This is a genomic window from Kosakonia sp. H7A (assembly GCF_003028445.1).
GTDB classification, from domain to species: Bacteria; Pseudomonadota; Gammaproteobacteria; order Enterobacterales; family Enterobacteriaceae; genus Kosakonia; species Kosakonia radicincitans.
In genome coordinates this window covers 49,791-74,341 of sequence record NZ_PYTZ01000011.1, presented here as the reverse complement: position 1 = coordinate 74,341, position 24,551 = coordinate 49,791, and the positions used below count along the sequence as shown (strand labels likewise).

Here is a 24,551-nt window from a genome sequence, read left to right as displayed (position 1 = left end):
AAGTGCTGATATGGGGGTACTAACATTTGCTTGAGCGATAAAAGTTCCTTATATCCGGTGGCTTATGAGCGGGCTATAATTGATAGTATCTAATGTTGAGTCATTCTATACTCGATTTAAAGCTCAAAAGGATGACGGGAAGAAACTGTTGTAGATGTGACCAATTGGGCGTAGAATCGCCATCCGGCTTTATGGTTTTTAGTTGATAATGACTATCATTGCCGAGGTGATTTGTGATGTTCCTGAAAGACTAGAGAGACTAAAATGAGCAAAAAGATTATCACGATACAAGTAAGAGGCGAGCATAGTGATGCAAAGCCTGTACGTCGTTCAAGGCTTGAACAAAGTGTTAATCGTTCCCTGCGTGCTTCGTTTTCTCTGGAAGGTAACCGTATTACCGACACATCATGGTCAAAAATGGAGCAGGCAGCTCGATTTCTGACAAGAGTTGCAGTGGCTTAAAGCTCCTTGATTGCCCTTGACATAAGGGCAATCAAGTTTCGTTTATTCTGGTGAATTGCACGGCGTACAGCGTAGTGATATGCACGTTTATTCTTCACACTTCCATCAAGTTTTTCCATATCGAATTCATATCCCATTGTAGCCGCTAAAATTTGAAGGAATAACCGTATTGAACGGCCGTTACCGTCTTCAAATGGGTGAATCCATGCCAGTTCTGCGTGAAGAGTTGCTAATTTAATCACAAGTTGTTCTTTGGTCTGTATTTTCTCTAATTCTTTTTTTGTACAGCCTCTCAGGCTCGCTTTTAGCGATTTACGTACTTCTTCGTGCTCCATTGTTGGTCGTTCTTTATCCCCCACAACAACGGGGTGAGTTCTGTATTTCCCTGCCCATTCATAAATGTGTTCAAAAAGAACGTTATGGCATTGTAATACCGTTTTTTCATTTATGGTTTTATTTTTGTCCGAAGCATAACTGATTATCAAGTGCGAACTTTTAATATACGACATGATAAATTCGGCAAATTCAACTTGGTATTTATATTTGGCGAATGCAAGGTTTTTGGTTGCCATATATTCGTATCGTTCATTTACACCATCCCTTAGAAGGAAGATATTGCTTTTTTGATGTTTAACTTTAATGACTCTGTTTAGCTGAAAGGGAAAGGCTTTATCATGTGGGAGAATGTGAAAGTAGGTCCCTTTATTGGACTTGTCAACACCAACGATCGAGCCAAAGAGAAAAAGCGCGGCTGTAGTATTAAGGAGTACACAGACTGAATCACCTAATTGAATTTCTTCTCTGCTTAAGTCACACGTCTTTTTTTTGTAGTTAAAGAGATGCGCCACTGATGGGATGTTTTGTCGCTTGCGAAGGGTTCCAGAGCCAGCAATGATTTCCTGAGTACGGGTGTTCCAGTAATAATTGATGCTTCTTTTGTGCTCTTTGGTTTTTTTTATGTGAACAATATCGAAGCTGAGCAGGCTCAGGGAAAAGTCACCTCTTTTCTTTACGATGTTGACTTTTTTATGTTTCATTTTCTAAGGTCAGAGTAAACGAAGTTCATAAATGTAACATGAAATCAGTGCGTTTAACATTTTTGTCTTAATCCCGTCAGTGCTGAAGCGTGCTTTTGGTGCTGGCGGGATTGAACTGTTAGTCCTTCGGGGAGTTAGCTATGCTGCTGACGTCATAAGATTAACACCGAGGGTCAGCAGGTTCGTCACCGCACTGGCAATGATTCCCGGCGTCCCGTCTTTCACTGCACTGATAATTTTATCGCCCATTGTTTCATTGCCGCCAAGTGCCTCGGGCTTTTTGTTGAGTACCGCGAGTGCTTTCTCGGTCAGGCGTACATCACGGAAATATGTTTGGTAATCTGTTTCGTACTGGATGTAGCCGTTTTCGCTGAGAAAAGTGAATGTACCCTCAACCACACTACGTAATTGATTTAATGCTTTCATTTCCGGTGAGTTAACTTTGTCAAAGTAGTCATCGGGTAGCGCGGCGTTAAATTTCCCGTAGGTAATGACCTGTGGTACCGGAAAGTTATCCCATAGCACCGCAAAGATTTCCGCGGTCTGCTGGTTAAATAATTCGAGGTTTTTGGACATGCATAATTCCCTTTCATCGAGTAAAGACCCATTTGCCGATTGGGCAAAGAACCTGACAGTAATGGCCTTAAATAACGACCTGAGCTCTCGCGAGGTGGAAAGCTACACTGCCAAAATAGTCGAACAAGCCAGCAAGGATGAGCTCAATGTCGTTATCAAACACCTGTTGAATCACATCAGAATGCACAAATAATAGTGTCTATATCAATACATTATCTCTCGGTTATGAAAATCTGTAGACGACGATTTTTCTTCTGATTGTTACCAGCATGTGACTCAACAGCATTGTTGGCACATTGCTTAGCCCGTAACCTCAATAAAATCGGAGCCAAATCAGGCTCCCTAGATGCCGGTTTTTTTATGCCATTTTCCCGAGATTTTCCCGTTTTTTAGCTGTGCATGCATCACGTGCATGGTTTTGCCTGCATCAGGTTTGCCCGTTCTGGCCGTGCGCCGCCAGAGCTGGTGCGGATCCAGAACGGTCATGCAACTGCATTAAAACCGACTTATGAAGCGGGCAGGCGAGGCGGGGAAAGCACTGCGCGCTGAGCGGGGTGATTTATGCAAAAATATAGACCATCAGCACAATTCAGCGGTTTCGCTTAAGTTAGGATTTACTTGAAGCAATGTCGCTTTTTTTGAACACAGGACTTTCAATGGACAATTATCACATTACGAAAGATGGCGATAAGTGGAAGTTTCAAAAAGAAGGGAATGAGCGCCCCAGTAAAACGGCGGACACTAAAGCTGAAATCATTGAATTAATGCGTGATTATATGGCCGATAAGAAAGGGTCAGTTAAAATTCATACCGAAGATGGTAAGTTCCAGGAGGAACGTACTTACCCTCGCAAAGATGACCCTAAAAAATCTAAAGGTTAAAGAAAAAAGGCCGCCTAGCTGGCGGCCTCTATCAATTATCGGTATCAAGTGAATAACTTTTAAATCTTACGATTTCCTCTCCCGCCCATTCATTGAGCTCAAGAAAGCGGGCCTGTAGCGGCATCAGCTCGTTACGCACAAACACTTTTGCCACCTTCTCAACGTCGCCGATCGAGCCCGCATTTTCCGGTTTGCCGCCCATGAGCTGGAACGGGATGCGGTGCGCGTCCAGCAGGTCGGTGGCACTGACTTTCTTGATATTGAAAAAATCGTCTTTGGTGGCGACCTCGCTCAGTGGCACAATTTTAATGCCGTCAGCTTTTCCGTTCGGCGCATAGAAAAACAGGTTTTTAAAATTGCCGAGTCCTTTCGAATCCCGCATCGCCTTGCGCAGCGCCTCAACATCGGTGCTGCTCTGTGCCGCGTCGGTTACATACATGATGTAACCCGCGTGCGCGCCGTTCTGGTAATACTTGCGGCGAAACAGCGTCGCCGACTCATTCAGCCAGGCCGAGTTAAGCGCGCTCAGATATTCCGGCATCCCGTAAAGCTCCTGGTTGATATCGGGCTCCAGCAGATGGAACACCGAGCCGGGCGCAAACTGATGTGGCTTCGTGTAGTTCTGAATATACCAGTAGGTGTCCTGCTCCACCCCGCGACGCGTGTATTTGGCCGGAGAGGTTTCATATTTTAGCGGCCTGTCTGTCACGCTCCGGCGCAGCTCAATAAACGCATTGCCGAACACCATGTAATCCAGCGCGAAGCGGGTAAAATCCTGCCGCGATAACAGCGGGTGCGGGATGTAGGTCGATACCAGAATGTTACGTTTGACGTAAATCGGCGAGCTGTGGTGAACGGCGGCGCGCATGCTTTTCGCCAGCCCGGAAAAGCTGACCGGCGGCTCGTACCACTGGCCGTTATCGATGCACTCCACGTAATCCAGAATGTCGCGTTTATCGAGCACCGGCACCGGCTCGCCGAAGGTAAATGCCTCCATGCTCTGCGCGGGTGCGGCGGTATGCTGGCGCGGTTGGGTGTGGTGGCGTTTGTTGCGTTTTGCCATTAATAAAACTCCAGAATTGAGGATGAAGGCTGGCCGCTCGCGGCGGTCAGCGGTTCGTTAATCAGTACGTGCATGGTCGCCCAGGCGAGATCGGCGTGACTGGCTTCTTCGGTGCGGCTGGCCTCATAGGTGGCGCTGCGCCCGCTGCTGGTCATGGTTTTGCGAATGGACATAAACGACTGTGTGATGTCGGTTGCGCTGACGTCATATTCAAGGCAACCGCGCGTGATGGTGTCCTTTGCCTTGAGCACCATTGCGGTTTTCATTTCCGGGGTGTAGCGGATGTCGCGCGCTGCCGGGTAAAACGAACGCACAAGCTGAAACACGCCCTGACCGAGTCCGGTCGCATCAATCCCGATGTATTCGACGTTATATTTTTGCGTGAGAGCGCGAATGGATTCGGCCTGTGTCGCAAAATCCATCCCTTTCCACTGATGGCGCTCCAGAATGCGAAATTTCCCCCCGGCAACCAGCGGCGGCGCGATCACCACGCAACCGGCGCTGTCGCCACGGTGCGACGGATCGTAACCAATCCACACCACGCGCTGACCGAATGGCCGGTCGGCGAACGGCGCGTAATCCTCCCACTCCTCCATGCTGTCAACCATGCAGCGCTGCAGCTCCTCGAACGGGAATACCGACGCTTTATCATCGACGAACTCACACATAAACAGGTTGCGGAAGTCGTCCGCGCTGTTCTCCTGTCGCAGCGCGTCAAGGTCAAACAGGGTACAGCCCCCGGCGAGTGCGTCCTCAATGGTGACAATCTGCCGCCACTGCCCGTCCGCGCAGGCCACGCCGCGCGCTAATGCCGCATGGCTGATATCAATATCAACCCGTTCGCTGGCACTGGCGCGCCCCCGGTTAAACAGTTCGCCTGACCAGAACGGATACGCGCCATGCCCGAGCGAGGAGGGCGTCGAAAAATAGGTCGTGCGCAGGTGTTTTTGTGAGGCCATGCCCGATGCCACTTTGCGCAGCCGCTGGAAGTTGGGTATCCAGAAAATCTCATCGACATACAGGTCGCCGTTATGGCTCTGCGCGGTGTTGGAGTTGGTGCCAAGAAACAGCAATTCAGCACCGTTGTTGCCGATGACAATCGGATCGCCGGTGAGGTCAACATCAACCAGCCGGGCAAACGCGATGATGTATTTGCGGAACACATACGCCTGCGTTTTTGAGGCAGACAAAAATATCTGGTTATGGCCGGTTTTCAGGGCGCGTAACAGCGCCTCGCGGGCGAAATAAAACGTCGCGCCAATCTGGCGGGATTTGAGAATGTGCCGGATGCGGTGTTCAAGCCCGGCTTTATGCCAGCCGAGCTGATAGGCGAATGACTGGTCAAAGAAAATCTCTTCCAGTTTTTCGACCGCCTCCTCGCTGAAAAAATTCTTTTTCGGCTTTTTGCGATCGCCTTTGTTGCGGTTCGCCACGTTCGGATTGAGATCGGCCTCGTTGCCGGTCTGGCTGTAGCGGTTAATACGCGCAAAGCGCTCCATCTGGCGCGCCAGAAAGTCAGCGACCTTGAAGTCGTGCGCGGTCAGTTCCGGCTTGGCGTAAAGCTGGATTAAACGCGCTTCCAGTGTGTTTCCCACACGGTCTAACGGGGCGGTTTCGTCCCAGCCGTCGCGCTGTTTCCAGCTCTGCACTGTCGGGCGTCTGGTCTGCAACATTTCCGCGATTTGCGGCACGGAAAAGCCCTGCCAGTACAACAGCGCCGCCTGTCGTCGCGGGTCGTTTAAAAGTGTGGTGTCGGTGGTGATGGTCATGCATACCTCGCCGTGATGGATACAGGGCAAGGCTACTTAAGCGCGGTCAGCGATTCGCTAAAGTACTGATGTGTCGGGGTCAAGCCATCCGTGACTGATGGCGAAGCAACGGACGAGCCGGGAAACTACCTCCTGACAAAACCGTGAATCCTTCACAGACAATCAGGACTCCTGACGATGGCAAAAAAAGTAGTTTCAAAATGGTTTCGCATCGGCGTCGAGGGTGACACCTGCGACGGTCGCATTATTGGCGCGACGGAAATTCAGGAAATGGCCGACACGTTTGATCCGCGTGTCTATGGTTGCCGCATCAACCTTGAGCACATCAAGGGACTTATGCCGGACAGTCCGTTTAAACGCTATGGCGATGTGGTGGAGCTGAAAGCGGAGAAAATCGAAGACGATTCCGCGCTGAAGGGCAAGCTGGCGCTGTTCGCGAAAATCACCCCGACCGATGAACTGGTCGCCATGAATAAGGCGCTTCAGAAGGTTTACACCTCGATGGAGATCCAGCCGAATTTTGGCAACAGCGGCAAGTGCTACCTCACCGGCCTGGCCGTGACCGATGATCCGGCAAGCCTCGGCACCGAATATCTGGAATTCTGCCGCACCGCAAAACACAACCCGCTGAGCTCCCGTAAAGCCAGCCCCGAGAATTTCTTCTCGGCGGCCACGCTGGCGGAAATTGAGTTTGAAGAGGAGCCCGACACCCTGCTTAACCGGCTGACCGACTCTGTTAAGGCCATTTTCAGCCGTCAGCAGACCAGCACCGACGCGCGTTTTAACGATGTGCATGAAGCCGTGACGGCGATTGCTGAACGTGTCCAGACCAGCGGTGACGGCATTGATACCCGTTTCAGCGCACTCGAAAGCCAGCTTGCGGAGGTTAAACAGGGGCTTGAAGCGCAAACCCTGTCCACGACTGAGCAATTCAGCGCGATCACCGCCACCCTGGACAAAACCCCCAGCGAGACGCAGCCGCGCCGGAAACTGAGCACCGGCGGCGATGGCGCGGGTGCAGCCCTGACCGACTGCTGACCGGCCTCCCTTTTCAGAACAGGAACATAAAGACAATGCGTAAAGAAACCCGTTTTAAATTTAATGCCTACCTGAGCCGCCTCGCAGAGCTGAACGGCGTCGGCGTGGAAGACCTGAGCAAGAAATTCAGTGTCGAGCCGTCGGTCACTCAGACGCTGTTCGACAAAGTCCAGCAGTCTTCCTCCTTCCTGCAACAGATTAATATGGTCGTGGTACGCGAGCTGACCGAGGAAAAAGTCGGTATCGACGTCAACGGCACCATTGCCAGCACTGCCGACACGGCCAACGGCGTCGAGCGTAAAACCGCTGATTTCTCGAAGCTGGACGCGTACCGCTATTTCTGCCATCCGGTGAACTTCGATTATCACCTGAGCTATAACAAACTCGATTTGTGGGCGCGTTTTCAGGATTTTCAGATCCGCATCCGTAACGCGATCATCAAACGCCAGGCGCTGGACTACATCACTATTGGCTTTAACGGCGTGAGCCGTGCGGCCACCTCTGACCGCAAGGCCAATCCCCTGTTGCAGGATGTCGCTGTCGGCTGGTTGCAGAAATACCGCAACGACGCGCCGGAGCGCGTCATGAGCAGGGTTGTCGACGAAGACGGAAACGTGGTTTCGGAGAAAATCACCGTCGGTAAAAACGGCGTTTACAAAAACCTCGACGCGCTGGTCATGGATGCGCATGAGTCCCTGATTGAAGAGATTCACCGCGAAAACCCGGAAATGGTGGTGATTTGTGGTCGCCGTATTCTGACCGACAAATATTTCCCGATGATCAACAAATTCCAGGCGAACAGTGAACAGCTCGCCGGTGAGCTGATTATCAGCCAGAAAACCATCGGCCAGTTGCAGGCGGTGCGCGCGCCGTTCTTCCCGGCCAACAGTATTTTCATCACCACGCTCGATAACATCTCGATTTATCTCTACGAAGACGGCCACCGCCGCCACATCATCGAAAATCCGAAGCTCGACCAGGTGGAAAACTACGAACAGGTGAAAGTCGATTTCGTGATTGAAGATTACGAAGCCGGTTGCCTGATTGAAAACATCGAGATCCTTGAACAGGCTGAGGGCGATACCCCGGAAGCGGATATCGCGAAAGTGTTCGCCGCTGAACTGGCTGAAGCCATGAAAACACTGGCAACCGCCTCCACAACCCCGGCCAGCACCGGCGAAGGAGCGTAACCGATGACGAGCCCCGCACAGCGTCACGCGATGCGGGTCTCGGCCATGCTGGCCGCGCAGCGGGATAACGCCCCGCTGCGCCATGCCACCGCTTATGAGCAGATGCTCGTTAAGCTGGCCGCAGACCGCCGGACGCTGAAAGGTATCCACTCAAAAGAGCGCAAGGCAGAGAAAAAGCGTGAGCTGCTGCCGCTGTACCTGCCGTGGGTGGCGGGCGCACTGGAAAACGGCACCGGCACGCAGGATGACATCCTGATGACCGTGATGCTGTGGCGTCTCGATGCGGGCGATATTCCCGGCGCGCTGGAGATTGCCCGCTACGCCCTGCGCCACAACCTCGCGATGCCGGAGCCCCACACCCGCACTGCGCCTTACATGCTGGCCGAAGAGGTGGCACTTGCTGTGCTGCGCGCCCGTGATGCCGGTGAGCCGGTTGATATGGCAGGCATTCTGGAGACCCTCGCCCTGACCCGTACTGCCGACATGCCCGACGAGGTACGCGCCCGGCTGCATAAGGTCGCTGGCCTGACGCTGCGTGATGCCGGTCAGCCTGCTGACGCCATGACGCATCTGCAACGTGCGAACCAGCTCGACCGTAACGCGGGGGTACGCAAGGACATTGAGCGCCTTACCCGCGAACTGAATCCGAAGCATGTTGTCGCGAAGCCTGCGCCAAAGACACCCGCGAAAACCGCACAGCAGAAAAAAACAGCCACACCGGCGAAACGCGGGCGGGGTCGCCCCCGTAAAGCTGCCGGTTAACCGAATGCGCCCCGCGCCAGGGCGGCACGCCGGTCAATGAGGGTGTTTCACCGTATCTGCGACCGGCGTCCACCGCCCACCCTTTTTCAGAGGCAGTCATGACGACACTGATTATTGAAAAAAATAACGAGCAGCCGGAGCGCGGCACGGTGGTCATTCCGCCGCCTGTCAGTGACGAGCCGGTGATTAAAAACACCTTTTTCTTTCCTGACATCGAGCCGAAGCGCGTGCGCGAGCTGATGCGCCTTGAGCAGACCATCGCCCCGGCGCGGCTGCGCCATGCCATCAAAGCCGGGATAGCCGAAACCAACGCGGAGCTTTTCGACTGGCGCGCAAGCCAGATGAAAGCCGGTTTTGCGCGCCTCGCTGATGTGCCGGCGGATGATATCGACGGCGAGAGCATGCGTATTTTTCACTATCTGAGCGCGGTGTGTGCGATGACGGCCGCCACGCTTTATGAGCGCTATCGCGGTGTGGATGCCAGCGCGAAAGGCGACAAAAAAGCGGACAGCATCGACACCACGGTCGATGACCTGTGGCGGGACATGCGCTGGTCGGTCGCCCGTATTCAGGACAAACCGCGCTGCATCGTGGGGCAAATCTGATGAAGGTTTATGCGCATCAGGGCGACACGCTGGATGTGATTTGCGCCCGCTATTACGGGCGCACAGAGGGCGTGGTCGAAACGGTGCTCGCTGCCAATCCGGGGCTGGCCGAACTCGGCGCGGTGCTGCCCTATGGCACGGCGATTGAGCTGCCGGACACTGACACCGCACCCGCTGCCGAAACGGTGAACTTATGGGACTGAGCATGGAGAAAATCACCTCATCGCTGGCCTACTGGATTAGCGTCGCGCTGACCTTTTTCGGGGCAATGACACCGCAGGATTTCGCCGCGTACTTTGGCGCGCTGGGCGTGGTGCTGACGGTCGGCGTTAACTGGTATTACCGGCGCAAAAGCTACGCCCTGCTGGCGCTCCAGCTTGAGCAGAGCCGTCTTTCCGGGGAGGCAATGAGCAATGTCATCAATCGTTAAACGTTGCAGTGTGGCCGCCGTGCTGGCGCTGGCGGCACTGGTGCCTGATTTTCGTTTACTCCATACCTCGCAACAGGGGCTCGCGCTGATTGCCGACCTCGAAGGGTGCCGCCTGCGTCCCTACCAGTGCAGCGCGGGCGTATGGACATCAGGTATCGGCCACACTGCCGGGGTGGTGCCGAAACGCGATATCACGGAGCGGGACGCGGCACAAAATCTGGTTTCCGACGTGCTGACGGTTGAGCGTCGTCTTGCGGTCTGCGCGCCGGTTGCGATGCCGCCCGCCGTTTACGATGCGGTGGTCAGTTTCGCCTTTAATGTTGGCACCGGTGCGGCCTGTCAATCGACACTGGTTTATTTCCTGAACCAGAAAAAGTGGCAACAGGCCTGTGACCAGCTCCCGCGCTGGGTTTACGTCAACGGTGCCAGAAATGCCGGGCTCGAAAACCGGCGCAAGCGTGAGCGGGATTACTGCCTGAAGGGGGCGCGATGAAAACGTTAATGGTGGTGCTGGCGCTTGCGGTGGTGGGGCTGCTGTGGCTGCGTCATGAGAATGGCACCCTGCGCGAATCTTTTGAGAAAGCGAACCGTGTCGCGGGCGAGCAAAAGCTGACGATCGGCATGCTGAAAAACCAGCTCATTGTTGCCCGCTACCGGGCAGATAAAAACGAACGGGCGCAGGTGGATTTGCGCCAGAAGCTGAATGCCGCCGGTGAGCGGGAAGCCCGGCGGGAACAAACCATAACGAGGTTACTCAATGAAAATGACGCCTTTCGCCGCTGGTACAGCGCTGATCTGCCTGATGCTGTGCGCCGGTTGCACAAACGCGCCGCCTGCGCCAGTGCCGGTGACTGTTTACAACGGTTGCCCGAAAGTCAGCCTTTGCCCGATGCCGGGCAGCGATCCGCACACGAACGGTGATTTAAGTGCCGATATCCGCAACCTTGAGCGCGCGTTAGAAAGCTGTGCGCTCCAGGTCGAAGCCGTTAAACAATGCCAGGATGATACAGATGCTGAAGCCCGAAAGCCTGAGAAAAGCCCTGGCTGATGCCGTGCCGGTGCTGAAAACCAATCCTGAGATGCTGCGGTTGTTTGTGGACAGCGGCAACCTTGTCGCCACGCTCGCCGCCTCGCTGTCATTCGAAAAGCGTTACACGCTGAATGTGGTGGTGACCGACTTCACCGGCGACGCGGATTTACTGCTTGTGCCGGTGCTGGCATGGCTGCGCGAGAACCAGCCCGACATTATGGAAACCGACGCAGGCCGGGCGAAAGGCTTCACCTTTGAGGCCGATCTCAACAATGACAGCAGTTTTGATATCAGCATCAGTCTTGCCCTGACCGAGCGGACGCTGGTTAACGAGGTCGGCTCAGCGCTTCACGTCCGGAGCCTCCCGGAACCGCCTCTGCCGGAGCCGGTCACGCGTCCGGTGGAGATGTACATCAATGGCGAACTGGTGAGTAAATGGGATGACTGAATTTAAACCGTTTGAGAATGAGCTTGCCGGGCTGCTGGCGGCGCTGTCCCCCGCTGGCCGTCGGCGTCTTACTGTCGATATTGCGAAGAAGCTGCGCCAGCAGCAACAACAGCGCATTAATGCTCAGAAAAACCCGGATGGCTCGCCATACGCAAAACGAAAACCGCAGCCACTGCGCGCAAAGAAAGGCCGGATTAAGCGGGAAATGTTCACGAAGCTGCGCACCAACCGCTATATGAAAGCGAGCGGTAATGACAGCTCGGCCGTAGTCGAATTTACCGGGAAGGTGCAGCGCATCGCGCAGGTTCACCAGTTGGGATTAAAAGACAGACCGGGGCGCAACAGTGTTGCAATAGAATACCCCGCTCGCCAGCTTCTGGGTTTCGTGCAAGAAAACCTTAGACAAATTGAAAAGTTGGTTATAGAACATTTGTCATCAAACTAATAATTGTGAGAGACATATGTCAGTCAATAAAAGTTCGAATGAAAAAGATGATGCTTCTAAGAGGTTTGATGAGCGCGCAAAAAAATTTGCATTCGGGGGAGCGGTTATTTTAATGGTGTTGGGGTTTATTAAAATAATAAATGGACAATCTGCTGATGCAACCATAAGTTTTGTCGCTGGTTTCTTTTTATTGTTATTTACTAAGATTGAATATCTCAAAAGTATTTCTGCTCTTGGATTAAAAGCAGAGCTTCATTCCAAACTTGTTGAAGCTAATGATTTGATTGAGCGCCTTAGAAAAATATCTTTGCCACTTACTGAAATGCTTTTCACTGTGATGGCCCGTTCTGGAACGAATCAGTTATTATCACGTGTGGGGCAATATGAGTATATAACACGAATAACGGAGCAACTGAAAGATCTCGGGATCGACCAAATACAAATAGAAGTCGCAAAGAAAGATTACTATTATATAGTGTCTGTTATGATGGCTGCCGAGGTTGAGAGAAAAATAGAAGAGTGGTTCGGGAATAAAATAAAGCAATTACGTCACGAGCGAGAAACTAATGGGAATGGCTTTCCTGAAATGACTGATTATCAATTTGATAATTATTTAAATAAATACTCTTATGCGGGAGGGAAAATTCGGTCACGGCTTTATGACCCTAATGTGACCGGACTTTATGAAATAGCGGTCGATGCAATCAATAATATTGATGGGGTTACAGAGGAAGAAAGGAAAAGTATTTTTCAGGCTGTAGATGAGGAGTTGAAGGATTTGGAGTTTATGGATAAAAAGCAAGAATTCCGTCGACTACAAGTCTGGTTGAGATCCTGATTTCAGGCTGTATGAAATACGGCAGAATAAGAATTGTTGGAATTAAGTGATCCAAACCTTCATTCTGTTGTAACGCATGTCTTTGCAAACACTAATACTCTCGCGCATACAAATGAGCAGAATGATTTGAACTGGCGTTATTGTCGCCCCCCTTGATGTCCTGTGTAGCCTAAGAAATCAAAGGCTACGCAGTTTTTGTTTTCAAATTATTCAGATGTTTTCAATCGATGATTTATATTCCCGCACTTTTTTTCCTGCCTGTATAAACTGTAGTAATGAAAGCAGCCATGTTGCACCAAGTATAAGATAAACATACATCAGTATCGTTAAAGAGTACTTGGCTTCGTTAACGGATCTTATTTCATCAGCAAGCCACCATTGATATGATTCGCTTTCATCAAGAAATTTCGTGCAGACTATCGCAAAGATTGATGTCTTATCAATGAGGTTTAATGTGTTTCTGCAATCTTCTTTGCTGTGAATCATTGGAGGGACGTTTTTGGAATGTTCATCGGTGATAAAAAATCTATCTTTTGATATATAATAACTGAACTCTTTATAATTAAATTTGGCATAGCCTTCAATAATAGGTTCTTGTGCATACCATGCCACAGAACCAAGAATAATCAGAGTTAATCCCATCATAAAAGCACAGATTTTTCTCGGTAAAGACATTGGAGTGGTTATCTCTCCCCATGAACTTGTGAAATGAAAGCTTGATGTTTTTAAGACTCCGTCGTTTAAACCTTTTTGAATTATCCTTGCATCCTCTATTTTTGTGACATTTATTCTGTTTATTATTTTGAAAAGCTGAATGTCAAACCATTTTTCATCGAGAGATTTCAGTTTTTTATCTGAATAACCAATATTCAGGTAGCGAAATAAAAATCTTAACAAATTAGCTATTCCGTAAGCCCGGCTCATTACGAAAAGGAATAATCCGATGCAAAGGATATCAATAATTGTTTCTTTTTTTTCAATTAATGCCGCAAACATAATTCCCCTCCAGATGATGTGTAGTTATCCATATAACGGCTTTCGATACCATATCTTTAATGTTTTAGGCAGTCTTTTGTTCATGAACACACTCGCAAACATTAATGATCTCGCACGCACGCTGCGCAACATGATTCGCACCGGCGTCATTGTCGAAACTGACCTGGACGCGGGGCGCTGTCGCGTGCAGACCGGCGGCAATATCACCGACTGGCTCCAGTGGCTGACGCAGCGCGCCGGTCACTCCCGTACATGGTGGGCTCCCTCTGTCGGTGAACAGGTGTTAATTCTGGCCGTGGGCGGCGAGCTCGATACCGCGTTTGTGCTGCCCGGTATTTTCTCCGATGACCATCCTGCGCCGTCAGCCTCGGCTGATGCCCTGCATATTGCATTCCCGGATGGCGCGGTTATCGAATACGAACCGGCGGCCAGCGCGCTGACCGTCAGCGGCATCAAAACCGCCGACGTTACCGCATCGGAATCCCTCACCGCCACCGTGCCGTTGGTGCTGGTTAAAGCGTCTTCGCGTATCACCCTTGATACGCCGGAAGTGATCTGCACTAACAGGCTCATTACCGGCACGCTGGAGGTGCAGAAAGGCGGCACGATGCGCGGCGATATCGAGCACAGCGGCGGCGCGTTGTCGTCCAACGGCAAGGTGCTTCACACCCATCAGCACCCCGGCGACAGCGGCGGCACAACAGGAGCCCCCCTGTGACAGTGAACTATACAGGCATGAACCGTGTAAATGGCCGCACGCTTACCGATTCACAGCACGTCAGTCAGAGCATGGGCGACATTCTGCGCACGCCGGTCGGCTCCCGCGTCATGCGCCGGGAATATGGCTCGCTGCTCTCCACGCTGATTGACCAGCCGCAGACACCGGCGCTCACGCTGCAAATCCGCGTGGCCTGTTATATGGCGCTGCTGAAGTGGGAGCCGCGCATCACGCTGAGTGAAATCACCACGGAGCAAAGCGAAGGCCGGATGACTGTCAATGTGACCGGCCAGCTCGTCAGCACCGGTGAAACCCTTTCGTTAACCATTCCTGTGAGTTGAACCCATGCCGATTGTTGACCTGAGCGAGTTACCCGCCCCGGATGTGGTTGAGGAGCTCGATTACGAGAGCATCCTCGCTGAGCGCAAGGCGACACTGGTTTCGCTGTTCCCTGCTGATGAGCAGGATGCCGTTGCCCGCACGCTGGCGCTGGAATCCGAGCCGCTGACCAGGTTCCTTGAGGAGAACGCGTATCGTGAGGTGCTGTGGCGCCAGCGGGTGAATGAAGCCGCCCGCGCGGTGACGCTGGCAAGCGCTGCCGGGACTGACCTCGATGTTATTGCCGCGAATAACAACACCACACGGCTGACCATCACCCCGGCAGACGATACCGCCATCCCGCCGGTAGCGGCGGTGATGGAGTCCGATGCCGATTTACGCCTGCGCGCGCAACAGGCGTTTGAGGGGCTGAGCGTGGCCGGGCCGGTCGGTGCCTATGAATACCACGGACGCAGCGCCGACGGGCGTGTCGCGGATATTTCTGTCGAGAGCCCGACACCGGCCTGTGTGACCATCACCGTGCTTGCCCGCGAGGGTGACGGCACCGCAGCCGGTGACCTGCTCGCTGTGGTGGAAAAGGCGCTCAACGCTGAGGACGTGCGCCCGGTGGGCGACCGTGTGACGGTGCAGGCGGCTGAAATTATGCCGTATGAGGTGGCCGCCACCCTGTATTTTTACCCTGGCCCCGAAGCGGAGCCCATCCGCGCCGCTGCCGAAGAGAAACTCAAAGCCTATATCACCGCCCAGCACCGGCTTGGTCGTGACGTTCGCCAGTCGGCCATTTATGCCGCGCTCCATGTTGAAGGTGTCCAGCGCGTGGAGCTGAGCGCCCCGCAGGGCGACATCGTGCTCGGCAAACATCAGGCCTCTTTCTGCACCGGATACAGCATCACTGTCGGGGGGAATGATGAATAGTGACCGGCTGTTACCCGTCGGTTCGTCGCCGCTGGAGGTGGCCGCCGCGCAGGCAGCGGCGGAGATTATCCGCGTCCCGGTTCCGCTGCGCACGTTATGGAACCCGCAGTCCTGCCCGGTTGACCTGCTGCCCTATCTGGCGTGGGCGCTGTCTGTTGACCGGTGGGATGCTGACTGGCCGGAAGCCACCAAACGCCGGGTGATTGCCTCCGCGTTTTTCGTCCATCAGCACAAGGGCACCATCAGCGCATTACGCCGTGTGGTGGAGCCGCTCGGTTTTCTTATCGAGGTGCGCGAATGGTGGGAGTTCAACGAGGAGCCCGGCACGTTTCGCCTGGTGGTGGGGGTGCTGGATGGCGGCATCACCGATGAGATGTATCAGGAGCTTGAGCGACTCATCAATGACGCCAGACCCGCCAGCCGCCATCTGACCGGCCTCGCCATCAGCCTGAGCACATCGGGCGAGTGTTACGTCGAAGCGGGAAGCTATGCCGGTGACGACCTGGTCGTTTATCCGTATCTGCCCGAAGACATTACCGGCGGCGGGGAATACTTCCCGGCCTCAGCCATTCATTTCATCGATAACATGAGAGTAATCGCATGACCGCGAAATTCTTTGCCATTCTGACCAGTCAGGGCGCGGCACTGCTGGCAAACGCCACCGCGCTGGGGACAAAGCTCAACATCACGCAAATGGCCGTGGGGGACGGCAACGGCACGTTGCCAACACCGGACGCCACGCAAACGAAGCTGGTTAACCAGAAACGCATTGCGCCGCTGAATATGCTGAGCGTTGACGCGAACAACGCCAGTCAGATTATCGCCGAGCAGGTTATCCCGGAAAATGAGGGTGGTTTCTGGATACGTGAAATCGGGCTTTATGACGATAATGGCGTACTGATTGCCGTTGCCAACTGCCCGGAGACCTATAAGCCGCAGTTGCAGGAGGGGAGCGGGCGCACGCAGACCATCCGCATGGTGCTGATTGTGTCCTCGACCGCTGCCGTCACGCTGAAAATCGACCCGTCGGTCGTACTGGCGACACGGCAATATGTTGATAATGCCGTCATTGAGGTGAAAGCGTATGCCGACAATCTGCTGAAACAGCATATCGCGGCCAGCAACCCGCACACGCAGTATGCACCGATCGCCAGCCCGGTTTTCACCGGCACACCGAAAGCGCCAACCGCCGCGCAGGCGTCTAACGATACGCAACTGGCGACCACGGCATTTGTTAAAGCGGCCATCGCCGCATTAGTGGCATCTGCCCCGGCCGGACTGGATACGCTAAATGAGCTGGCCGCGGCGCTGGGTAACGATCCGAACTTTGTCACTACCATGACAAACGCCCTGTCGGGAAAGCAACCGCAGGATGCGATGCTGACAGCATTTTCAAACCTGAAAGCTTTAAATATGCAGTTCCCGGTGTTCAATGGCCCGAAAAGCATGGAGGCCTGCGCGCTGACAAACTTATCTCTGCTCTTTCTGTCAAAAAGCACCCCGGCGCAGATGCTCGATTTGCTTACCGCAGCACCTCTGGCAAGCCCGGCACTGACCGGAACGCCAACCGCGCCGACAGCCGCTGCTGGTACAAATTCGGCCCAGATTGCCACTACTGCGTTTGTTGCTAATTTCATCAATACACTGAAAACGGCTGCATTTCGTGATGTTGGGGCGGGTGCTAACCAGATCCCCGATATGAGTTCTTTCACTTCCGGCAGTAACTGGTTCAGGCTTCCGGGCGGCTTTATTGTCCAGTTTTTTGTTGCCACTATGGCTGATGCTTCCGCAGCCTCAAAAGTGGTCAACTTTCCCTTTGCTTTTCCTAATGGCGCGATTTCCGTAGTGGCCACGCATAATGGCCCGGTTCCGTCTGCCGCAGGTATTTTTGGCATTAACAATCTCTCGAAAACTTCTTTCCAGTCATATGTGTCGGTAACCCCTGCCGGGAGTATCGGTGCATTTGTTATCGCGGTGGGGTACTAACAATGAATCAGTATTACTGGAGCGCATCAACGAACGCTTTCTATGCCGTCGCCCTGCAGGAACAATATGAAGCGAGCGGCTCATTACCTTCCGATATCACCGACATTGACGACAGTGTCGCCAGTGTGTTTATGGGAATGCCGCCGGAGGGAAAAGAGCGCGGCGTGGGCGCGGATAACATGCCCGCCTGGAACGATTTACCGTTGCCATCAGCGGCGCAATTAGTCAGCCAGGCAGACATGAAAAAAGCGGAATTGCGCGCGGCGGCAGACTCGGAGATAACCTGGCTGCAGGATGCTGTTGATGCCGGAATCGCCACGGACGAAGAGACCGCTGCACTCGCTGAATGGAAAAAATACCGGGTTATGTTGATGCGTATTGATACCTCCTCAGCCCCCGATATTGAGTGGCCTGCGCTGTCTGAGGCGACGGTCAGCTAATACGCCGGAAGATATCGGTATAATTACTGACCACCCTCAACGGCTGGCTTGATTACATTGACGCGCCTGAAGCCGCTGACCTGAGTGGCACCCCGGATATCACCTGGCCGGAAATCTCCGGGTATGTTTAAGGCTTTCCGGCATCTGGTGATTGGTATTAGTTTAGACTTGATCCGGTATTGTCATAGCACAGAGATTAGCCTGTGCCAGATGGGCAGCTTTGGGCCAGGAGCGGAAGTAGCTAACAATATTCTGCGTGGAGCAACGGAGAGCAGGTCTGGAGATCGCTGAGTCGATTGAAGTCTAAGATTGTGAGGGAAGCAACAGCAGAAGAGCGCATGTTTTGTAACGCATTGAATTTAAACCCATTTTATTAATTTGAACCAAGTTGAAATATTATATTTGTATCTTGCACATAATTAAAATTCACAATAATATTAGAACTCCAATTCATTTATTGAAAATTAAACTCAAAGTTTTTAAGAGGTTGCATGAAAACGAAAGATGAACGTGAATGGGAAGTATTAGATAATGTTTTCGATTTGAGTGATAAAATTGTCTCTGTCATAAAGTCAGAGCAACCAGACTTTATACTTGACTACAAAGGAACAACGACAGGCGTTGAAATAACTGAATTGTATTTCAACCATTCGATGGCGCGACTCCATAATAAAAAAAACTATATTGAAGACATTCTTATAAAAGGTAAAATCCATAAGGATGATAAAAATATATTAGTTCCATGGAATGTTATTTATTACGGAAAATCAAATAACTATAAACCATCAAAAATAAAAATATTACCCAATCCAGTATATGACATGAACGATTTTCGAGAGTCTTTTATATCTGCCATAGACAATAAAGAGATAAGTAAAAAAAAGTATAACGAAACTCTTGAACAATGCAGCTTAATTACTTTTGATAAAGAAAATGCCTTCAAAAAAATTGATGCAGCCGATTTTCACTCTTCGTTTATCAACGAGCGTGTTTTTGATTCGATTATGACGTCTTCTTTCGATGAGATATTCATTCTTGTAATGCTTAAAAATAACAAAATAGCCTTTTCAAACCTAAAGCTAGCTTGCTTACTTTTAGAAATGAATCGCCTTTTTAACTATATAGCTAAAAATAAAGATAAATTTGATTACGACACCCTCTCAAAGGCAACTTTTCAAGTCGTTTTCGCAGAGGCCCTCCTTCGTAGAGGAGTAAAAGATATAAGTATGTTTAATATGGATAGTTTTTCTGTAACAAGCACTCCGAGATATGGAATAGGATTTAATAATGAGAATAGTAATCACACATGTATTATAGATCACTTCCCTGAACTACATAAATCAAATAAACTAATGTCACTTGAAGAACTACCATATAATTTATTTAATGAGGATTCATTTAGAGATTATCGTGATGGAGTCAAAGACAATGGTGTTTCTTTCAATATTCCATTTTTAAATAAGAAATATGGCTATCAATTTTATCAGTGAGAAATAAATTAAGCTATAATGAGGATAGTTAATTTATAGCAGCATATAACGTTCTCATTATAGGCCATTTCATGACCAGCATTACTATTCATCTTTCCCGTTATCTGTTTACTCTGAATTACTCCCTGTTGATTAGTAGACCACATTTTAAGTTAAACTCTCAAGATAGATGATAGCAATTACGGACTTCCGCTCCTCGCTCAAAGCTGCCTGTCGATGTCTGATGTACAGTCACAGCGTGACCGGCAGCGTCGTGCTAGGAGCGGAAATTACTAAGTCCGCACTGCATTAATTCTTTGGGCGCAGGTCAATCAACCTGTGGCATTTGCCCGCTTTTTTTGTTTAGTGTTGTACAACACCGCAACCATCCCTGATAAATAGCCCCGCATCCGCACACCCTGGAAAATAACACTCACCCCAACCCTTCGGAGTTAAACGGATGAGTGATTATCATCATGGTGTGCAGGTCGTCGAAATTAACGACGGCACGCGCGTCATTTCCACGGTCTCAACGGCGATTGTCGGTATGGTCTGTACCGCCAGCGATGCCGATGCGGCCACTTTCCCCCTCAATGAGCCGGTACTGATCACCAGTGTGCAAAGCGCCATCGCAAAGGCCGGTAAAAAAGGCACGCTGGCCGCATCCCTCCAGGCCATCGCCGACCAGTCAAAACCGGTGACCGTCGTCGTGCGCGTGGCGGAGGGAACCGGCGACGGTGAAGAAGAGGCGCTCGCGCAAACCATTTCCAACATCATCGGCACCACGGACGAGAACGGCAAATACACCGGCCTGAAAGCACTGCTCACCGCCGAAGCCGTTACCGGCGTAAAACCCCGCATCCTCGGTGTGCCGGGATTCGACACGCCGGAGGTGGCGACCGCGCTTGCGCCCGTTTGCCAGAAGCTGCGCGCGTTCGGTTATGTCAGCGCGTGGGGCTGTAAAACCCTCTCTGATGCCATCAGATACCGCGACAATTTCAGCCAGCGTGAATTAATGGTGATCTGGCCGGATTTTCTCGCCTGGGACACCGTGAAAAATGCGACCACAACCGCCTACGCCACCGCCCGCGCCCTCGGTCTGCGCGCGTACATCGACCAGTCTGTCGGCTGGCATAAGACCCTGTCTAACGTCGGTGTCAACGGCGTGACCGGCATCAGCGCCTCGGTGTTCTGGGATTTGCAGGAGCCGGGCACCGATGCCGATTTACTCAATGAAGCGGGCGTAACGACGCTGATTCGCAAGGATGGCTTTCGCTTCTGGGGCAACCGCACCTGTTCCGATGACCCGCTTTTCCTGTTTGAGAACTACACCCGCACGGCGCAGGTTATCGCTGACACGATGGCCGAAGCGCACATGTGGGCGGTTGATAAGCCGATTACCGCGACGCTTATTCGCGACATCGTGGACGGTATTAACGCGAAATTCCGTGAGCTGAAAAGTAACGGCTATATCGTGGATGCGACCTGCTGGTTTGACGAGGGCGCCAACGACGCGGAAACCCTGAAAGCCGGAAAACTGTATATCGATTATGACTATACGCCGGTTCCCCCTCTGGAAAATCTGACCCTGCGCCAGCGCATCACCGATAAATATCTCGCGACGCTGGTTTCCTCGGTTAACAGCAATTAAGGAGCCTGATAAATGGCAATGCCACGCAAGCTGAAATACATGAATGTGTTTCTGAATGGCTACAGCTATCAGGGGATCGCGAAGTCGATCACCCTGCCGAAGCTGACACGCAAGCTCGAAAACTATCGCGGGGCGGGTATGAACGGCGTCGCGCCGGTTGACCTCGGCCTCGATGATGATGCCCTGTCGATGGAATGGTCGCTCGGCGGTTTCCCGGATTCGGTTATCTGGGAGCTGTACGGCGCGACCGGCGTCGATGCCGTGCCGGTGCGTTTTGCCGGTTCCTTCCAGCGCGACGACACCGGCGAAACGGTCGCCGTTGAAGTGGTGATGCGTGGCCGCCAGAAAGAGATCGACACCGGCGAGAACAAACCCGGCGAAGACACCGAAGCGAAAATCTCGGTCGTCTGTACCTATTTCAAACTGACGATGGATGGCAAAGAGCTGGTTGAAATCGACACCCTCAACATGGTGGAGAAGGTCAACGGCACCGACCGGCTGGAGCAGCACCGCCGCAATATCGGCCTGTAATGTTCACCCCGGCCGGTGCGCTGGCCGGTTAACCCGAAGCCTGATTAAAAAGAGAAACCCATGAATAACGACAACGTGATCACCCTGGAAAATCCGGTTAAACGCGGCGAGCAGATTATTGACGCCATCACCCTGATTAAACCGAACGCCGGAACGCTGCGCGGCGTCAGCCTGGCGGCGGTGGCAAACTCCGAAGTTGACGCCCTGATTAAAGTGCTGCCGCGCATGAGCGCCCCCTCGCTCACCGAGCAGGAAGTCGCCGCGCTTGAGCTGCCCGACCTTGTTGCCCTGGCGGGTAAGGTGATCGGTTTTTTGTCGCCGAATTCGGCGCAGTAAATTTCCCCGACACACTCTCTGTTGATGACCTGATGGCGGATATCGCAGTGATCTTTCACTGGCCGCCCTCAGAGCTCTTTCCCCTGAGCCTGACAGAGCTCATTACATGGCGAGAAAAAGCCATCCAGCGAAGCGGAAACACGAATGAGTAGCGTGAAATTACAGGTATTACTCAAAGCTGTTGACCAGGCGACCCGCCCGTTAAAATCCATCGACAAGGCCAGCAAGGAACTGGCCGGAGGGATGCGCACAACACAAACCGCATTGCGTGAGCTCAACGGGCAGGCGTCAAAGATTGACGGCTTTCGCAAAACCAGCGCACAACTGGCGGTCACTGAGCAGGCGCTGAAAAAAGCCAGAGACGAAGCCGCTGCGCTGGCGATTCAGTTTAAAAACACTGAACAGCCGACTCGCGCGCAGGCGCAGGCAATGGAGACGGCACGCAAAAGCGCCGCCGCGCTCCAGCTTAAACACAACAGCCTGCGTGAATCCGTGCAGCGTCAGCGGCAGGAGCTCAGCCTTGCCGGGATAAACACCCGCACGCTGGCCGCCGATGAGCGAAAACTCAAAGCCACCATCAGTGAAACCACGTCACAGCTCAACCGGCAGCGTGAAGCGCTGGCGCGCGTCAGTGCGCAACAGGAGAAGCTGAACCGGGTAAAACAGCGCTATCAGGCCGGGAAGGAGCTCGCCGGGAACGCGGCAGCGGTGGGCGCGGCAGGGGCGGGAATGGCAACCACGGCAACGCTTGCCGGGGCGGCGCTGCTGAAACCGGGCTATGACTTCGCGCAAAAAAACTCGGAGCTTCAGGCGGTACTCGGCGTGGGTAAAGACTCGGCAGAGATGACCGCGCTGCGCAAACAGGCGCGCCAGCTCGGCGACAACACAGCCGCCTCGGCGGATGATGCTGCCGGGGCGCAAATCATCATTGCCAAAGGGGGCGGCGACGCGGCAGCGATTCAGGCCGTCACGCCGGTGACCCTCAATATGGCGCTGGCTAACCGGCGCACGATGGAGGAAAACGCCGGTCTGTTGATGGGGATGAAATCCGCGTTTCAGCTCTCAAACGATAAGGTCGCGCACATCGGTGATGTTCTCTCCATGACGATGAACAAAACCGCCGCTGACTTTGACGGGCTGAGTGATGCACTGACCTATGCCGCGCCGGTGGCAAAAAATGCCGGGGTGAGTATCGAGCAGGCCGCCGCCATGGTGGGCGCGTTACATGATGCGAAAATCACCGGCTCGATGGCCGGTACGGGGAGCCGTGCGGTGATAACGCGCTTACAGGCACCGACCGGCGAGGCGTACCGGGCGATTAAAGAGCTTGGCATCACCACGGCAGATAAAAAAGGTAACACCCGGCCCATCTTCACCATCCTGAAAGAAATGCAGGCCAGTTTTGAGAAAAACAAACTCGGCACCGGCCAGCGCGCCGAATACCTGAAAACGATATTCGGCGAAGAAGCCAGCTCATCCGCAGCGGTGTTAATGGCCGCCGCATCGGGCGGGAAACTGGATGCGCTGACCGCTGCGTTTAACGCCTCGGACGGGAAAACGGAGGAACTGGTCAAAGTTATGCAGGACAACCTCGGCGGCGACTTTAAAGAGTTCCAGTCGGCTTATGAGGCGGTCGGTACTGACCTGTTTGACCAGCAGGAATCCTCGCTCAGGAAACTGGTGCAGACCGCCACCGGGTATGTGCTGAAGCTGGATAACTGGATCACTAAAAATAAAGGGCTGGCGCAGACGCTGGGTGTGATTGCAGCGGTGGCTGTCGGCGTGGTGGGGCTTGTCGGCGCTATCGGTCTGGTGGCATGGCCGGTCATCACCGGGATAAATGCCATCATAGCGATTGCCGGTGTGCTGGGGACGGTCTTCAGTGTGGTGGGCGGGGCAATTATGACGGTGCTCGGCGCGCTGACATGGCCGATTGTGGCGATCGGCGTGGCGATTGTCGCCGGTGCGCTGCTCATCCGTAAATACTGGGAGCCCATCAGCGCCTTTTTCAGCGGGGTTGTTGAGGGGCTGACCGCCGCATTTGCGCCGGTCGGGGAGCTGTTTTCGCCGCTTAAGCCCGTTTTTGACTGGCTCGGCGGGAAATTAAAGGCGGTATGGGACTGGTTCACAAACCTGATTGCGCCGGTCAAATCCACGCAGGACACGCTTAACGCCTGCAGGGATACCGGCGTCCTGTTTGGACAGGCGCTGGCGGATGCACTGCTGATGCCGCTTACCGCGTTTAACAAACTGAAACAGGGCATAGACTGGGTGCTCGATAAACTCGGCCTCATCAATAAAGAATCCAGCGATCTTGACCAGAAAGCCGTAAAAGCTGGCGCGGCGGCGCAGAACGGCACCTATATCCCGGCAACCAGTACCTATGGCGGTTATCAGGGATATCAGCCCGCCGTTGCCCCCGGCGGTAAATCCTATGTTGATAACCGGCAAAGCCATTACAACATCACGATGCAGAACGGCGGCGCACCGGGCGGCGAACTCGGGCGGCAGTTGCAGGATGCCGTTGAAAAGGCCGACCGTGACAAGCGCGCCCGCGAACGTTCCAGCATGCGCCACGACGGATAAGGGAGACATT

33 protein-coding genes are annotated in these 24,551 nt (G+C 53.0%); 28 read left to right on the top strand and 5 right to left on the bottom strand.

The window, feature by feature from the left end; translation table 11 throughout:
• The first annotated feature begins 264 nt into the window (after window positions 1-264).
• Complete coding sequence (locus tag CWM66_RS24790) at window positions 265-462, top strand: hypothetical protein (protein WP_107147487.1); 198 nt, start codon at window positions 265-267, stop codon at window positions 460-462.
• Here the strand turns inward: CWM66_RS24790 and CWM66_RS24785 are convergent.
• Both CWM66_RS24785 and CWM66_RS24780 read right to left on the bottom strand, forming a co-directional pair.
• Complete coding sequence (locus CWM66_RS24785; protein ID WP_107147485.1) at window positions 459-1,499, bottom strand: Fic family protein; 1,041 nt, start codon at window positions 1,497-1,499, stop codon at window positions 459-461. The two genes, CWM66_RS24790 and CWM66_RS24785, sit on opposite strands and share 4 nt — an antisense overlap.
• A gap of 138 nt (window positions 1,500-1,637) precedes the next feature.
• A complete protein-coding gene (locus CWM66_RS24780) occupies window positions 1,638-2,075 on the bottom strand; it encodes a hypothetical protein (RefSeq protein WP_107147483.1) in 438 nt (145 codons plus the stop codon).
• Between CWM66_RS24780 and CWM66_RS29595 the strand changes: the two genes are divergently transcribed.
• Both CWM66_RS29595 and CWM66_RS24765 read left to right on the top strand, forming a co-directional pair.
• Window positions 2,074-2,268, top strand: coding sequence for a hypothetical protein (locus CWM66_RS29595; RefSeq protein ID WP_107147481.1), 195 nt, complete (start codon window positions 2,074-2,076; stop codon window positions 2,266-2,268). The two genes, CWM66_RS24780 and CWM66_RS29595, sit on opposite strands and share 2 nt — an antisense overlap.
• 463 nt (window positions 2,269-2,731) lie before the next feature.
• On the top strand, window positions 2,732-2,956 hold the full coding sequence (locus tag CWM66_RS24765; RefSeq protein WP_107147479.1) for a DUF2188 domain-containing protein: 225 nt from the start codon (window positions 2,732-2,734) through the stop codon (window positions 2,954-2,956).
• A gap of 31 nt (window positions 2,957-2,987) precedes the next feature.
• Here the strand turns inward: CWM66_RS24765 and CWM66_RS24760 are convergent, their stop codons facing one another.
• The gene (locus CWM66_RS24760; RefSeq protein WP_107147478.1) at window positions 2,988-4,019 is read right to left on the bottom strand and encodes a phage portal protein; all 1,032 of its coding nucleotides are present in this window, start codon (window positions 4,017-4,019) and stop codon (window positions 2,988-2,990) included.
• A complete protein-coding gene (locus CWM66_RS24755; protein WP_107147475.1) occupies window positions 4,019-5,788 on the bottom strand; it encodes a terminase ATPase subunit family protein in 1,770 nt (589 codons plus the stop codon). Before CWM66_RS24755 ends, CWM66_RS24760 begins: the two co-directional genes overlap by 1 nt.
• A 177-nt stretch (window positions 5,789-5,965) precedes the next feature.
• Between CWM66_RS24755 and CWM66_RS24750 the strand changes: the two genes are divergently transcribed.
• The 12 genes from CWM66_RS24750 (at window position 5,966) to CWM66_RS24695 (ending at window position 12,574) form a co-directional block, all read left to right on the top strand.
• Entirely contained in the window at window positions 5,966-6,826 is an 861-nt protein-coding gene (locus CWM66_RS24750; protein WP_107147473.1) for a GPO family capsid scaffolding protein, read from the top strand.
• Between the two features lie 35 nt (window positions 6,827-6,861).
• Window positions 6,862-8,016, top strand: a complete 1,155-nt coding sequence (locus tag CWM66_RS24745; protein WP_107147472.1) for a phage major capsid protein, P2 family — start codon at window positions 6,862-6,864, stop codon at window positions 8,014-8,016.
• 3 nt (window positions 8,017-8,019) lie between these two features.
• Window positions 8,020-8,778 carry a terminase endonuclease subunit gene (locus tag CWM66_RS24740; RefSeq protein WP_107147470.1) on the top strand — a complete coding sequence of 253 codons (759 nt, stop codon included), beginning with the start codon at window positions 8,020-8,022 and terminating at the stop codon, window positions 8,776-8,778.
• A 98-nt stretch (window positions 8,779-8,876) separates the two neighbouring features.
• Entirely contained in the window at window positions 8,877-9,383 is a 507-nt protein-coding gene (locus CWM66_RS24735; protein WP_035889146.1) for a head completion/stabilization protein, read from the top strand.
• Window positions 9,383-9,586 carry a tail protein X gene (locus tag CWM66_RS24730; protein ID WP_107147469.1) on the top strand — a complete coding sequence of 68 codons (204 nt, stop codon included), beginning with the start codon at window positions 9,383-9,385 and terminating at the stop codon, window positions 9,584-9,586. Before CWM66_RS24735 ends, CWM66_RS24730 begins: the two co-directional genes overlap by 1 nt.
• On the top strand, window positions 9,577-9,813 hold the full coding sequence (locus CWM66_RS24725) for an HP1 family phage holin (protein WP_007369270.1): 237 nt from the start codon (window positions 9,577-9,579) through the stop codon (window positions 9,811-9,813). The genes CWM66_RS24730 and CWM66_RS24725 overlap by 10 nt, the downstream gene beginning before the upstream one ends.
• Window positions 9,797-10,306, top strand: coding sequence for a lysozyme (locus CWM66_RS24720; protein ID WP_107147468.1), 510 nt, complete (start codon window positions 9,797-9,799; stop codon window positions 10,304-10,306). The genes CWM66_RS24725 and CWM66_RS24720 overlap by 17 nt, the downstream gene beginning before the upstream one ends.
• A complete protein-coding gene (gene lysB / locus CWM66_RS24715) occupies window positions 10,303-10,734 on the top strand; it encodes an Rz-like lysis system protein LysB (protein WP_107147466.1) in 432 nt (143 codons plus the stop codon). The genes CWM66_RS24720 and lysB overlap by 4 nt, the downstream gene beginning before the upstream one ends.
• Window positions 10,616-10,861 carry an Rz1-like lysis system protein LysC gene (gene lysC / locus CWM66_RS29335; RefSeq protein ID WP_233218425.1) on the top strand — a complete coding sequence of 82 codons (246 nt, stop codon included), beginning with the start codon at window positions 10,616-10,618 and terminating at the stop codon, window positions 10,859-10,861. The genes lysB and lysC overlap by 119 nt, the downstream gene beginning before the upstream one ends.
• Entirely contained in the window at window positions 10,824-11,291 is a 468-nt protein-coding gene (locus CWM66_RS24705; RefSeq protein ID WP_107147465.1) for a phage tail protein, read from the top strand. The genes lysC and CWM66_RS24705 overlap by 38 nt, the downstream gene beginning before the upstream one ends.
• On the top strand, window positions 11,284-11,736 hold the full coding sequence (locus CWM66_RS24700) for a phage virion morphogenesis protein (protein ID WP_107147463.1): 453 nt from the start codon (window positions 11,284-11,286) through the stop codon (window positions 11,734-11,736). Before CWM66_RS24705 ends, CWM66_RS24700 begins: the two co-directional genes overlap by 8 nt.
• A gap of 16 nt (window positions 11,737-11,752) precedes the next feature.
• Entirely contained in the window at window positions 11,753-12,574 is an 822-nt protein-coding gene (locus CWM66_RS24695) for a hypothetical protein (RefSeq protein ID WP_107147461.1), read from the top strand.
• 210 nt (window positions 12,575-12,784) lie between these two features.
• Here the strand turns inward: CWM66_RS24695 and CWM66_RS24690 are convergent, their stop codons facing one another.
• Complete coding sequence (locus CWM66_RS24690) at window positions 12,785-13,570, bottom strand: hypothetical protein (RefSeq protein ID WP_107147459.1); 786 nt, start codon at window positions 13,568-13,570, stop codon at window positions 12,785-12,787.
• Window positions 13,571-13,652: 82 nt separating this feature from the next.
• Here CWM66_RS24690 and CWM66_RS24685 point away from each other — a divergent pair, with 82 nt between their 5' ends.
• The 13 genes from CWM66_RS24685 (at window position 13,653) to CWM66_RS24630 (ending at window position 24,541) form a co-directional block, all read left to right on the top strand.
• Complete coding sequence (locus tag CWM66_RS24685) at window positions 13,653-14,288, top strand: phage baseplate assembly protein V (RefSeq protein ID WP_107147457.1); 636 nt, start codon at window positions 13,653-13,655, stop codon at window positions 14,286-14,288.
• Window positions 14,285-14,629, top strand: coding sequence for a GPW/gp25 family protein (locus CWM66_RS24680; RefSeq protein ID WP_107147456.1), 345 nt, complete (start codon window positions 14,285-14,287; stop codon window positions 14,627-14,629). Before CWM66_RS24685 ends, CWM66_RS24680 begins: the two co-directional genes overlap by 4 nt.
• Before the next feature lie 4 nt (window positions 14,630-14,633).
• A complete protein-coding gene (locus CWM66_RS24675) occupies window positions 14,634-15,542 on the top strand; it encodes a baseplate assembly protein (protein WP_107147454.1) in 909 nt (302 codons plus the stop codon).
• Complete coding sequence (locus tag CWM66_RS24670; RefSeq protein WP_107147452.1) at window positions 15,535-16,146, top strand: phage tail protein I; 612 nt, start codon at window positions 15,535-15,537, stop codon at window positions 16,144-16,146. The genes CWM66_RS24675 and CWM66_RS24670 overlap by 8 nt, the downstream gene beginning before the upstream one ends.
• Window positions 16,143-17,528: a phage tail protein gene (locus tag CWM66_RS24665; protein ID WP_007369259.1), complete on the top strand. Its 1,386-nt coding sequence runs from the start codon at window positions 16,143-16,145 to the stop codon at window positions 17,526-17,528. The genes CWM66_RS24670 and CWM66_RS24665 overlap by 4 nt, the downstream gene beginning before the upstream one ends.
• A 2-nt stretch (window positions 17,529-17,530) precedes the next feature.
• Window positions 17,531-17,968 carry a tail fiber assembly protein gene (locus tag CWM66_RS24660; protein ID WP_107147451.1) on the top strand — a complete coding sequence of 146 codons (438 nt, stop codon included), beginning with the start codon at window positions 17,531-17,533 and terminating at the stop codon, window positions 17,966-17,968.
• A 26-nt stretch (window positions 17,969-17,994) separates the two neighbouring features.
• The gene (locus tag CWM66_RS29590) at window positions 17,995-18,099 is read left to right on the top strand and encodes a tail fiber assembly protein (protein ID WP_158262967.1); all 105 of its coding nucleotides are present in this window, start codon (window positions 17,995-17,997) and stop codon (window positions 18,097-18,099) included.
• A 360-nt stretch (window positions 18,100-18,459) separates the two neighbouring features.
• Complete coding sequence (locus tag CWM66_RS24655) at window positions 18,460-19,458, top strand: hypothetical protein (protein WP_107147449.1); 999 nt, start codon at window positions 18,460-18,462, stop codon at window positions 19,456-19,458.
• A 439-nt stretch (window positions 19,459-19,897) separates the two neighbouring features.
• A complete protein-coding gene (locus tag CWM66_RS24650) occupies window positions 19,898-21,088 on the top strand; it encodes a phage tail sheath protein (protein ID WP_107147447.1) in 1,191 nt (396 codons plus the stop codon).
• A gap of 12 nt (window positions 21,089-21,100) precedes the next feature.
• The gene (locus CWM66_RS24645; protein ID WP_007370053.1) at window positions 21,101-21,619 is read left to right on the top strand and encodes a phage major tail tube protein; all 519 of its coding nucleotides are present in this window, start codon (window positions 21,101-21,103) and stop codon (window positions 21,617-21,619) included.
• A 60-nt stretch (window positions 21,620-21,679) separates the two neighbouring features.
• Entirely contained in the window at window positions 21,680-21,955 is a 276-nt protein-coding gene (locus tag CWM66_RS24640) for a phage tail assembly protein (RefSeq protein ID WP_007370054.1), read from the top strand.
• 32 nt (window positions 21,956-21,987) lie between these two features.
• Window positions 21,988-22,107: a GpE family phage tail protein gene (locus tag CWM66_RS24635; RefSeq protein ID WP_071531957.1), complete on the top strand. Its 120-nt coding sequence runs from the start codon at window positions 21,988-21,990 to the stop codon at window positions 22,105-22,107.
• Complete coding sequence (locus CWM66_RS24630; RefSeq protein ID WP_107147445.1) at window positions 22,100-24,541, top strand: phage tail tape measure protein; 2,442 nt, start codon at window positions 22,100-22,102, stop codon at window positions 24,539-24,541. Before CWM66_RS24635 ends, CWM66_RS24630 begins: the two co-directional genes overlap by 8 nt.
• Window positions 24,542-24,551 lie beyond the last annotated feature (10 nt).

What these genes read in the sequence shown, in the direction of transcription:
- CWM66_RS24790 (WP_107147487.1), top strand. Translation starts at nt 265, where the DNA reads ATGAGCAAAAAGATTATCACGATACAAGTAAGAGGCGAGCATAGTGAT.
- CWM66_RS24785 (WP_107147485.1), bottom strand. Translation starts at nt 1,499, where the DNA reads ATGAAACATAAAAAAGTCAACATCGTAAAGAAAAGAGGTGACTTTTCC.
- CWM66_RS29595 (WP_107147481.1), top strand. Translation starts at nt 2,074, where the DNA reads ATGCATAATTCCCTTTCATCGAGTAAAGACCCATTTGCCGATTGGGCA.
- CWM66_RS24780 (WP_107147483.1), bottom strand. Translation starts at nt 2,075, where the DNA reads ATGTCCAAAAACCTCGAATTATTTAACCAGCAGACCGCGGAAATCTTT.
- CWM66_RS24765 (WP_107147479.1), top strand. Translation starts at nt 2,732, where the DNA reads ATGGACAATTATCACATTACGAAAGATGGCGATAAGTGGAAGTTTCAA.
- CWM66_RS24760 (WP_107147478.1), bottom strand. Translation starts at nt 4,019, where the DNA reads ATGGCAAAACGCAACAAACGCCACCACACCCAACCGCGCCAGCATACC.
- CWM66_RS24755 (WP_107147475.1), bottom strand. Translation starts at nt 5,788, where the DNA reads ATGACCATCACCACCGACACCACACTTTTAAACGACCCGCGACGACAG.
- CWM66_RS24750 (WP_107147473.1), top strand. Translation starts at nt 5,966, where the DNA reads ATGGCAAAAAAAGTAGTTTCAAAATGGTTTCGCATCGGCGTCGAGGGT.
- CWM66_RS24745 (WP_107147472.1), top strand. Translation starts at nt 6,862, where the DNA reads ATGCGTAAAGAAACCCGTTTTAAATTTAATGCCTACCTGAGCCGCCTC.
- CWM66_RS24740 (WP_107147470.1), top strand. Translation starts at nt 8,020, where the DNA reads ATGACGAGCCCCGCACAGCGTCACGCGATGCGGGTCTCGGCCATGCTG.
- CWM66_RS24735 (WP_035889146.1), top strand. Translation starts at nt 8,877, where the DNA reads ATGACGACACTGATTATTGAAAAAAATAACGAGCAGCCGGAGCGCGGC.
- CWM66_RS24730 (WP_107147469.1), top strand. Translation starts at nt 9,383, where the DNA reads ATGAAGGTTTATGCGCATCAGGGCGACACGCTGGATGTGATTTGCGCC.
- CWM66_RS24725 (WP_007369270.1), top strand. Translation starts at nt 9,577, where the DNA reads ATGGGACTGAGCATGGAGAAAATCACCTCATCGCTGGCCTACTGGATT.
- CWM66_RS24720 (WP_107147468.1), top strand. Translation starts at nt 9,797, where the DNA reads ATGTCATCAATCGTTAAACGTTGCAGTGTGGCCGCCGTGCTGGCGCTG.
- lysB (WP_107147466.1), top strand. Translation starts at nt 10,303, where the DNA reads ATGAAAACGTTAATGGTGGTGCTGGCGCTTGCGGTGGTGGGGCTGCTG.
- lysC (WP_233218425.1), top strand. Translation starts at nt 10,616, where the DNA reads ATGCTGTGCGCCGGTTGCACAAACGCGCCGCCTGCGCCAGTGCCGGTG.
- CWM66_RS24705 (WP_107147465.1), top strand. Translation starts at nt 10,824, where the DNA reads ATGCTGAAGCCCGAAAGCCTGAGAAAAGCCCTGGCTGATGCCGTGCCG.
- CWM66_RS24700 (WP_107147463.1), top strand. Translation starts at nt 11,284, where the DNA reads ATGACTGAATTTAAACCGTTTGAGAATGAGCTTGCCGGGCTGCTGGCG.
- CWM66_RS24695 (WP_107147461.1), top strand. Translation starts at nt 11,753, where the DNA reads ATGTCAGTCAATAAAAGTTCGAATGAAAAAGATGATGCTTCTAAGAGG.
- CWM66_RS24690 (WP_107147459.1), bottom strand. Translation starts at nt 13,570, where the DNA reads ATGTTTGCGGCATTAATTGAAAAAAAAGAAACAATTATTGATATCCTT.
- CWM66_RS24685 (WP_107147457.1), top strand. Translation starts at nt 13,653, where the DNA reads ATGAACACACTCGCAAACATTAATGATCTCGCACGCACGCTGCGCAAC.
- CWM66_RS24675 (WP_107147454.1), top strand. Translation starts at nt 14,634, where the DNA reads ATGCCGATTGTTGACCTGAGCGAGTTACCCGCCCCGGATGTGGTTGAG.
- CWM66_RS24670 (WP_107147452.1), top strand. Translation starts at nt 15,535, where the DNA reads ATGAATAGTGACCGGCTGTTACCCGTCGGTTCGTCGCCGCTGGAGGTG.
- CWM66_RS24665 (WP_007369259.1), top strand. Translation starts at nt 16,143, where the DNA reads ATGACCGCGAAATTCTTTGCCATTCTGACCAGTCAGGGCGCGGCACTG.
- CWM66_RS24660 (WP_107147451.1), top strand. Translation starts at nt 17,531, where the DNA reads ATGAATCAGTATTACTGGAGCGCATCAACGAACGCTTTCTATGCCGTC.
- CWM66_RS24655 (WP_107147449.1), top strand. Translation starts at nt 18,460, where the DNA reads ATGAAAACGAAAGATGAACGTGAATGGGAAGTATTAGATAATGTTTTC.
- CWM66_RS24650 (WP_107147447.1), top strand. Translation starts at nt 19,898, where the DNA reads ATGAGTGATTATCATCATGGTGTGCAGGTCGTCGAAATTAACGACGGC.
- CWM66_RS24645 (WP_007370053.1), top strand. Translation starts at nt 21,101, where the DNA reads ATGGCAATGCCACGCAAGCTGAAATACATGAATGTGTTTCTGAATGGC.
- CWM66_RS24640 (WP_007370054.1), top strand. Translation starts at nt 21,680, where the DNA reads ATGAATAACGACAACGTGATCACCCTGGAAAATCCGGTTAAACGCGGC.
- CWM66_RS24635 (WP_071531957.1), top strand. Translation starts at nt 21,988, where the DNA reads ATGGCGGATATCGCAGTGATCTTTCACTGGCCGCCCTCAGAGCTCTTT.
- CWM66_RS24630 (WP_107147445.1), top strand. Translation starts at nt 22,100, where the DNA reads ATGAGTAGCGTGAAATTACAGGTATTACTCAAAGCTGTTGACCAGGCG.